The organism is Streptomyces palmae (assembly GCF_004684805.1).
Lineage (GTDB): Bacteria > Actinomycetota > Actinomycetes > Streptomycetales > Streptomycetaceae > Streptomyces > Streptomyces palmae.
Map to the genome: position 1 here is coordinate 1 of NZ_SRID01000296.1, position 8,756 is coordinate 8,756.

Here is an 8,756-nt window from a genome sequence, read left to right on the forward strand (position 1 = left end):
GGGGCTTCGCGTGGTTCAGGCTGGGCCGACCCGCCAAGGCGCCGACCCGTCAATCCGCCGGGACCTCTGCTGGTCCAGAGCAGGCCGACCCGCCAGGGCGCCAACCCACTGGCCCGCGGGGCCTCCCGCGGTTCAGGCTAGGCCGACCCGCCGACCCGCCGACCCGCCGACCCGCCGACCCGCCGACCCGCCGACCCGCCAGGGCACGAACCCGGCGGGGCCTCCCGTGGTCGAGGTTCGGGCCGGCCGGCGCCCGGGAGAGGGCGGAGGCCCGTCAGCCCGCCAGGGCGGCCAGGGCCCGGCGGGCCACCTCGCGTCCGATCGGCAGGGAGGCCGTCGCCGCCGGCGAGGGCGCGTTCAGCACGTGCACGGTGCGCGGTGCCTCGGCGAAGCGGAAGTCGTCGACCAGGGTGCCGTCGGGCAGCACCGCCTGGGCCCGCACCCCGGCCGGGGCGCGCACCAGGTCGTCGGCGGTCACCACCGGCAGCAGCCGGGCCACCGCCTGGGTGAAGGCGCGCTTGGACAGGGAGCGCCGCAGCTCGCCCGCGCCGTACCGCCAGTGCTGCCGGGCCATCCGCCAGGCGCCGGGGTAGGTCAGGGTGGTGGCCAGCTCGCCGGGGTGCAGGGTGCGCCGGCCGTATCCCTCCCTGGCGAGGGCGGGCACCGCGTTGGGCCCGATGTGCACCGCGCCGTCGATGCCTCGGGTGAGGTGTACGCCCAGGAAGGGGAAGGCCGGGTCGGGCACCGGGTAGACCAGCCCGCGGACGAGCGGCGCGCGGGCCGGGGTCAGCTCGTAGTACTCGCCCCGGAAGGGCACGATGCGCAGCCCCGGGTCGTCCCCCGCCAGCCGGGCGATCCGGTCGCTGTGCAGGCCCGCGCAGTTGACCAGCGCGCCGGCGCGCAGCACCGTGCCGTCCGCGGTGCGCACCGCGACGGCCGAGCTCCGCCTCCCGACGGCCCGCACCTCCGCTCCGTACCGCACGACGGCGCCCCCGTCCTGCGCCAGCTCCGCCAGTCGGGCGGCGACCGCGCCGAAGTCGCAGACCCCGGTGGTGCCCACATGGATCGCGGCCAGACCGCGCACCTGCGGCTCGTACTCCGTGATCTGCGCGGGACCCAGCTCGCGCACCGGTATGCCGTTCTCCCGGCCGCGCTGCACCAGGGTGTGCAGCCGGGGCAGCTCGGCGCGCTCGGTGGCGACGATCAGCTTGCCGGTGACCTCGTGCGGGATGCCGTACTCGGCGCAGAACTTCACCATCTCCGCCGCGCCCCGCACCGCGAAGCGGGCCTTGAAGGAGCCTGGGCGGTAGTAGATGCCGCTGTGGATCACGCCGCTGTTCCGCCCGGTCTGGTGGCGGGCCGGGCCGGGCTCCTTCTCCAGCACGATGACGCGGGTGCCGGGCGCCGCCCGGGTGATCGCATACGCCGTCGACAGGCCGACGATCCCGCCCCCGATCACCAGCACATCACAGTCCCAGGTCACGACACGTCACCTCCCCGCAGCTCGGACCGTTCAACCGCTCCCACGACGATCTCTATCATGACCCGCACCACTGACAAGGGCTCTGACCTGGGCAGTCGTCGTCCGTGGAAGGGCCCGCCGAGCGGGGCGGGGGCGCCGGCGCGGCTCAGGCGGGGGCGACCAGCAGCGGTCGGGCACGCTCCCGCAGCTCGACCACCCGCGGCTCGTCCCCGTACGGCTCCAGGCGGTGCAGCAGGTCGCGCACGTACTCGGTGGTGCGCGCGGAGGAGATACGGCCCGCCACCTCCACCGCCCGCACGCCCTGGGCGCAGGCCGCGTCCAGGTTGCCGGACTCCAGCTCGGCGACCGCGGAGACCACCAGGCGCAGCCCGTGCGAGCGTACGAACTCCTCGGTCGGCCGGGCCAGCGCCTGCTCGGTGAAGCGCCGCACCTGGCGCGGCAGCCGCAGGTCGCGGTAGCACTCGGCGGCATCCGCGGCGAACCGCTCGTGGGTGTAGAAGTCCAGCCAGGAGGGGTCGGGGTCGCCCGCTCGGGACCGCTCCAGCCAGCCCTCCGCGGCCTTGAGCGCGGTCCCGCAGGCGGGCCCGTCGCCGGCCTTCGCCTGCGCGCGCGCCTCGACCAGCCGGAAGAAGCTCATGGTGCGCGCGGTGGCCAGCCCGCGGTTGCGCTCCAGGGCGGCCTGCGCGAGGTCCACACCCTCGTCGGCGAAGCCCCGGTAGGTGGCCTGGAGGCTCATGGAGGCCAGCACATAGCCGCCCAGTGGCACATCGGCCGCGGCGCGGGCCAGCCGCAGGGCCTGGATGTAGTACCGCTGGGCGGCCTCCTGCTGGCCGGTGTCGAAGGCCATCCAGCCGGCGAGCCGGGTGAGCTCGGCGGTGGCGCCGAACAGCGCCCGCCCCACCTCGTCGCTGTACGAGCCGAGCAGCAGCGGGGCCGCGTCCACCCGGAGGCACTCGGGGACCATCGAGGAGCGCCAGTCGCCGCCGCCGTACTTGGAGTCCCAGCGGCGCGCGTCCTCGGCGGCCTCGCGCAGCTTGCTGACGTCGCTGTGGCCGACGCGCTGCGAGGAGCACTCCGGGCTGCTGACCTCCCCTTCTCTTTCCCGCTCCTTCGGTTCGCGGGCGACCGAGCTGTCGGCGGGGGATATCAGCCAGCGGGACGCCGGGGTGGCGTACGCGCTGACCGAGAAGGAACCGGCCAGGCTCTGCCAGATGCCGCCGCCACCCCGCCGCCCGGCCAGGTCCAGGCGGTAGAGCTCGGTGGCGCTGCGCACCGCCTGGCCGACGTCGCGCGGGAAGGCGAGGCCCACCTCGGGCGCCGGGTCGGCGTCCGCCAGGCCGATCTCGTGGAGGGGGACCGGCCGGCCCAGCTTGGAGCCGATCGCCGCTGCGATCAGATGGGGCGCCGCCCCCTGCGGGACCATGCCCTTGGACACCCAGCGCGCCACCGACGTCTTGTCGTAGCGGAGCGTCAGGCCGCGCTGTGCGCCGAGGTCGTTGACTCTGCGGGCGAGCCCGGCATTGCTGATTCCCGCGAGGGCGAGAACGGTGCCGAGCTTCTCGTTCGGCCCGCGTGGCTCCCTGGACATGCGCACCCCTCGAACAGCGGCGACGGCCGCCCCGGCATAGGCACGGGGCATTCGTAAACCCAGCGTAGTTCGCCGGATCCCGACCGTTAAGAGGTGTAGTACCGGATGGCGAGATTCTTGTACGAACGCGGGTACGGGTCAGGGGGGCGCGTGCTCCTGGCGCATGTGGCCGTGCGCCTGCCCGTGCGCTCTGGTTCTGATGGGCCGGGAGCGATTCCATGGGTGACGCGTGGGTCGGCCCATGGCATATGAGCCATGTGGCTGGGGGACACCGTCGCCTCATTCCCCGCGGGCGGCGGAACGGTCCGGGAGGTGAACCGCACCTCCCGGACTGTGGTGTTGGGCCACCGCAAGCCCCGGGAGGGTACGCCGCCGAGATTGGCCGAATACCGCTCCTGACGGCTGGGCCGCCGCACCGGGCCGGGGAGGGGGAGGCCCGACGCGGCGGTTGCCGACGTACCGATGGCGCCTGGAAGGCCCGTCGAGAAGCCGGGGATCGCCACGCGCTCCCGATGGGGTGCGGGCCGGGCGCGGTGCGCCGCCGGCCTTCCGATGCGCCCGGGGACGGTGGGGCGCGGATGACGTACCGTGCGCCCGCGCCAGGACCGTAGCGGGATCCCATCGCGCGCCGCCAGGACCGTAGCGAGATCCCATCACGCGCCGCCAGGCATCCATTCGTGTCGCACGCGCGCCCACCCGCTCCCGCGCCGCAACCGTGGCAGCATGGGCCCCGACGGAGCGGTGGGGCGCGCTGCGGGGCGCGTCGAGGGGCGCACGGACCGCGGCCCCCGGGGGCACCGCCGACCGGGTGTTGCCCGCCGGACGCCGGATCCGTCGGCCAGCCGCGCCGATGGCCGCTGGTCCCGATGGCCGCTGGTCCCTGGTGGCCCACAGCCTGTGGAGGCGGCGATGCGGTGGTTGGTGGGGTGGAGCAGGGCCGCCTCGGGACCGCCCACGGCCGAGTGCGGAGCGATCCAGCCGGTGGGCGCCCAACTCCTGTGGGCGGACCCGGATCCGCTCTGGGCGGTCGGTGACTGGCGCTCCGACGAGGTGCGGGTGGTCCAGGCCGACCCGGTCACCCGGCTCGCGGTCTTCGGCTGCTGCGGGGCCCGCGACGAGGAGCTGCGCGCCGGGCTGTACGCGGCACGCGGCGGAGCCCTGCGGCATCTCACCACCTGGCCCGGCAGCTACACCGCGGTGGTGCGGGTGGGCCGCCGGATCACCGTGGTGGGTGATCTCGCGGGCGCCCGGCCGGTGTTCCACGCCGACTGGGCCGGCGGCACGGCCTTCGCCACCGCGGCCCTGCCGCTCGCCGACCTGATCGAGGCGCAGCTCGACATCGGCCACCTCGGTGCCCTGCTCGCCTGTCCGGACGTCCCGGAGGCCACCGGTGCCGGCACCCCCTACCTGGGCGTACGGCGAGTGGCGCCCGGCCATGCGCTGATCCTGCGCGAGGGCTCCCGGGAGATCAGCGGCTACGAACCCACCGCCTCGCTGGCCATCGCCGCGCCCCGCCTCGAGCCGGACAAGGCGGTGGACGGCGTGCGCGACGCCCTGGTCGAGGCGGTACGCGCGCGGCTGGCCGGCCCCCGGCACGCCCCGGAGGCGAGCCGGCGTGACCCCGGCCCGGTCCCCGGGATGGGCCCGGACGAGCGGCGCGCGGCACGTGGCGCCCCGGCCCCCGGGGTGGGCGCCGACCTGTCCGGAGGGAGTGCCTCCGGCACCCTCTCGCTGCTTGCCGCGGGGTTGCCCGGGATACCCGGCACTCCGCTGGGGCACGGCGCCGAGGCGGGCGAACGGCTGCTCGCCGTCACCTTCAACGACCTGGCGGCGGGCGGCGGTCGGGCGCGGGAGGCCGAGTTGGAGCGCGCCCGCAGCATCGCCGCCGACCCGCGGCTACGCCATGTGGTGGTGGCCGCCGGCGTGGAGGCGCTGCCGTACGCGGCACTGGACCGCGGGCCGCTCACTGACGAGCCCGGCCCCTCCCTGGTGCTCGCCGAACGCCATCGGCGCCGGCTCGCCGCGGGCAGCGCCGACCATCTGATCGGCCACGGCGCGCGCCAGGTACTGGACGCCCATCCCGCACGCCTGGCCGACCTGCTGCTGGACCGGCGCCGCCGCCACCTGCTGCGCCCCGCCACCGCCCTGGCCCGCGCCGACGGCCCGTCCGCCCACTCCTTCTTCGTACCGTTCACGGTCTACCGGGCCGCCCGCAGACTGGCCCGCACCCCCTACCGGGACGGCCTCCAGCAGGCCGCCCACCACCTGCTGGAACGCCGGTTCGGCGGCGACGGGGCCCCTGGGCGGCAGGGCGCCGTGTCCGCCTCGCTGGCCGCGCTCACCTGGTGCCGCCCGGGCCCCGCCGCCCGCTGGCTGACCGGGGAGGCGCTGGCTGAAGTATCGGTTCGCCTGGAGGCCGCCGCCGCCCGCCCCGCCGCCCTGAGCCGCCCCGGGGAGCGCCGGGCGGACGCGGCCCTGGCCCGGTACGCCGCCGACCAGCGGATCTTCGAGCAGGCGGCCGAGGTGCGCAGCCAGCGACTGCACGCGCCCTTCCTGGACAACCAGGTGGTACGGGCCTGCCGAGCGCTCCCCGAAGCGCTCCGGGTGCAGCCAGGGGCGCGGGCCGCGGTCCTTCGCGCCGTACTGGCGGGCACGGGCATCCGCGATCTGCCGCCCGGCTGGGGCGCCACCTCGCAACCCGTGCACACCGCCGCGGCCCGCGCCGGCCTCCGCGCCCATGTCCACGACCTGATGGACCTCTTCCACGCCCCCCTGCTCGCCGATGCGGGGCTGGTGGAAGCACGCGTGGTGCGCACGGCCCTGCGCGCGGCCGCCGAGGGCGAGCGGCTTCCCCTGGACGGCCTGGCGGAGCTGGTCGCCACCGAACTCTGGCTGCGCCGCCTGCTCTCCCGCCGCGGGACCTGCTGGACCGGAAGCGAGGCACCGCGGCAGCGGGCGGTGGCGGGCGGAGTGGTCCCGCGATCGCGTCTGAGTGGAGGTGGGCTCGAGTCGCGCGGCTGAGCGGACGGGGGCCAGGGGCCACCCGCCGGGACGGGGCGATCTGGCCGGCCGCCGTGCCGGGCGTCCGGTGCACCGAAAGCTCCGGCCGACGCCCGGTACCGCCAGGCGGCGGCCGAGACAGGACGTACGGGCGGTCGCGGGCCCGGGGCGGGAGCCGGAGACATGACGTACGGGGCGAGTGCATGCCAGGGGCGGGATCCATGGGGCGCACGCCCGAGGCGGGGCGTATGAGGAGCGCGCCCGGGGCGGGACACACGGGGCGTGACGTACCGGACGGGTGCCTGAGGCGTGACGTACGGAGCGGGACCAGGCATGGACGTACGGAGCGGGAGCTACGCGGCGCGTGACGAGCGGGTCGAGGCTGCCCTGAAATCGTCCCCGAGCCGGCCCCGGCCTGGCCGCCCGGCCTTGGTCTGGCCGCCTCACGCCGCGCCGGTCCGGCCGCCCCGCAAGCGCCCCGCGCCGAGCGGGGCGCGGCAGGCGAAGGAGACCGACATCGCGGCTGCCGTGAAAGAACGTGAAAGAGGAGGTCCGGGCCGGTGCGTACGGTGCCGCCGCCCGCCGCCCACCAGGGCCCGGTGAGGCCGGACACGCCCGAGCGGTGAGGGAAAAGTCATCGGACACCACCGCCGGCCTCACCCATACTGACTACTGCCCCCCCGTCTCTGAGGACAATGAACCGTGCGGTATCTGATACTCGGCGCCACCGAGGCGCGCGACAGCCAAGGCGACCCGCTACCGCTCGGTGGTGCCCGAATCCGTGCCCTTCTCACGGCGCTCGCGCTGCGGGCCGCACGCCCCGCCCCGACCCCGGTGCATGTGCTGATCGACGAGGTGTGGGCCGGCGATCCGCCGCAGGACGCGGTCGCCGCGCTCCAGGCGCTGGTCGGCCGGTTGCGCCGGGCCATCGGGCGGGCGGCCGTGGTCTCCGCGCCGGGCGGCTACCGGCTCGCCGCGGACCCCGACGAGATCGACCTGTTCCGCTTCGAGCGGCTGGTGGACGAGGGGAGCCGCGCGCTGGACGCGGGCGATCCCGGAACCGCCGCCGCCACCTTGCGTACCGCACTCGCGCTGTGGCGCGGCCCGGCGTTCACCGACCTCCCGGACGGGGCGGCAGCGGCGGCGCGGCCAGAGGCCCTGCGGATGACCGCGCTGCACCAGCGGGTGGAGGCCGACCTGGCGCTGGGCCGGGCCGCGGAGATCCTGCCCGAGCTGCGCGGACTCGTCGCCGACCATCCGCTGGACGAGCCGTTCCACGCCCAGCTGATCCGGGCCCTGTGGGCCACCGGACGTGCGGCCGACGCCCTCGCCGCGTACGAGGCCGTACGCCAGGGCCTCGCGGAGCGCCTGGGCACCGAGCCGGGTGCCGGACTCCGGGAGCTCCACCGCCGACTGCTCCGCGGTGACCCCGATACGGTTCCCGTTCCTGAAACCGGGGCGGCACCGACCGGCGCCGGTGCGCCGTGGCTTCCCGAGTCTCCGGCCCCGGGGCACGGTGCCGCGTTCGGCAGCGCCCCGGCCACGGAGAGCGCCTCGGCGCCCCGCGGCACTCCGGCGCCCGGCGCCGTGCACGAGACCGCGCACGCGCCGCCCCTCGCGCCCCCGGTGCGAGCGCTCCGCACCGCCAGTGCGCACGCCCCCTCCCCAGCCGCGGCACCAACGGAGCCGACCAACGGATCCGCGGGTTCCGCTCGTCCCTCCGTCCCCGCCCCGCGGGGCAACCTCCGCGCCCGGCTCACCAGTTTCGTCGGGCGGCAGGCCGAGGTCGCGGCCTTGCGCGCGGGCCTGCGCGAGGCGCGGTTGACCACCCTCACCGGCCCCGGCGGCTCAGGGAAGACCCGGCTCTCCGAGGAGACCGCCGCCACCGTGGCCGACGCCTACCCGGACGGTGTCTGGGTCGCCGAACTCGCCCCGCTGGACGACCCGATGGCGGTCCCCGGCACCGTGCTGAGCGCGGTCGGACGGCGTGACACGGCACTGCTGTCGGGACTCGAAGGCCGCACCAGCGGTCCGGACAACGCGGACCCCACCGCGCGGCTCATCGAACACTGCGCCCCTCGCCGGCTGCTGCTCCTGCTGGACAACTGCGAACACCTCATCGACGCCGCGGCCCGACTCGCCGAGACCCTGCTGGCGCACTGCCCCCAGGTGACGGTGCTGGCGACCAGCCGGGAGCCGCTCGGTGTGCCCGGGGAGACGGTACGCCCCGTGGAACCTCTGCTTCCGGTTCCCGCGCACCAGTTGTTCGCCGAGCGCGCCGCCGCGGTGCGGCCGGGGTTCGATCCCGCACAGGACCCGGACACCGCGGCCGCCGTCGCCGAGATCTGCCGCCGGCTGGACGGTCTGCCGCTGGCCATCGAGCTCGCCGCGGCCCGGCTGCGGCTGCTCACCCCGCGCCAGATCGCCGATCGTCTGGACGACCGCTTCCGTCTGCTGACCAGCGGCAGCCGGACCGTACTGCCGCGCCAGCAGACCCTGCGCGCGGTGGTCGACTGGTCCTGGGACCTGCTGGACGAGCGGGAACGCACCGTACTGCGCCGCGCCGCGGTCTTCGCGGGCGGTTGGGACCTGGCCGCGGCGGAGGCGGTGTGCGCCGGCCGCCCGCCCGCGCCCGGGGACGACCCCACCGTCCGCCCCGACCCGCGGCAGCCCACGGCCTCCCCC

4 protein-coding genes are annotated in these 8,756 nt (G+C 76.3%); 2 read left to right on the forward strand and 2 right to left on the reverse strand.

The window, feature by feature from the left end:
- Window positions 1-274: 274 nt before the first annotated feature.
- Window positions 275-1,483 (reverse strand): L-2-hydroxyglutarate oxidase, encoded by a 1,209-nt coding sequence (gene lhgO / locus E4099_RS24360; RefSeq protein WP_135341265.1) that lies wholly within the window; start codon window positions 1,481-1,483, stop codon window positions 275-277.
- Window positions 1,484-1,628: 145 nt separating this feature from the next.
- Window positions 1,629-3,071, reverse strand: a complete 1,443-nt coding sequence (locus tag E4099_RS24365; protein ID WP_135341266.1) for an NsdA family TPR-like regulatory protein — start codon at window positions 3,069-3,071, stop codon at window positions 1,629-1,631.
- 909 nt (window positions 3,072-3,980) lie between these two features.
- Here E4099_RS24365 and E4099_RS24370 point away from each other — a divergent pair.
- Both E4099_RS24370 and E4099_RS24375 read left to right on the forward strand, forming a co-directional pair.
- Window positions 3,981-6,092 carry an asparagine synthase-related protein gene (locus tag E4099_RS24370; protein ID WP_135341267.1) on the forward strand — a complete coding sequence of 704 codons (2,112 nt, stop codon included), beginning with the start codon at window positions 3,981-3,983 and terminating at the stop codon, window positions 6,090-6,092.
- Window positions 6,093-6,773: 681 nt separating this feature from the next.
- Window positions 6,774-8,756, forward strand: a 1,983-nt coding sequence (locus tag E4099_RS24375) for an AfsR/SARP family transcriptional regulator (protein WP_135341268.1), incomplete at its 3' end; no start/stop codon positions are given.

Coding starts and splice junctions, on each gene's coding strand:
- E4099_RS24365 (WP_135341266.1), bottom strand. CDS start 3,071: ATGTCCAGGGAGCCACGCGGGCCGAACGAGAAGCTCGGCACCGTTCTC.
- E4099_RS24370 (WP_135341267.1), top strand. CDS start 3,981: ATGCGGTGGTTGGTGGGGTGGAGCAGGGCCGCCTCGGGACCGCCCACG.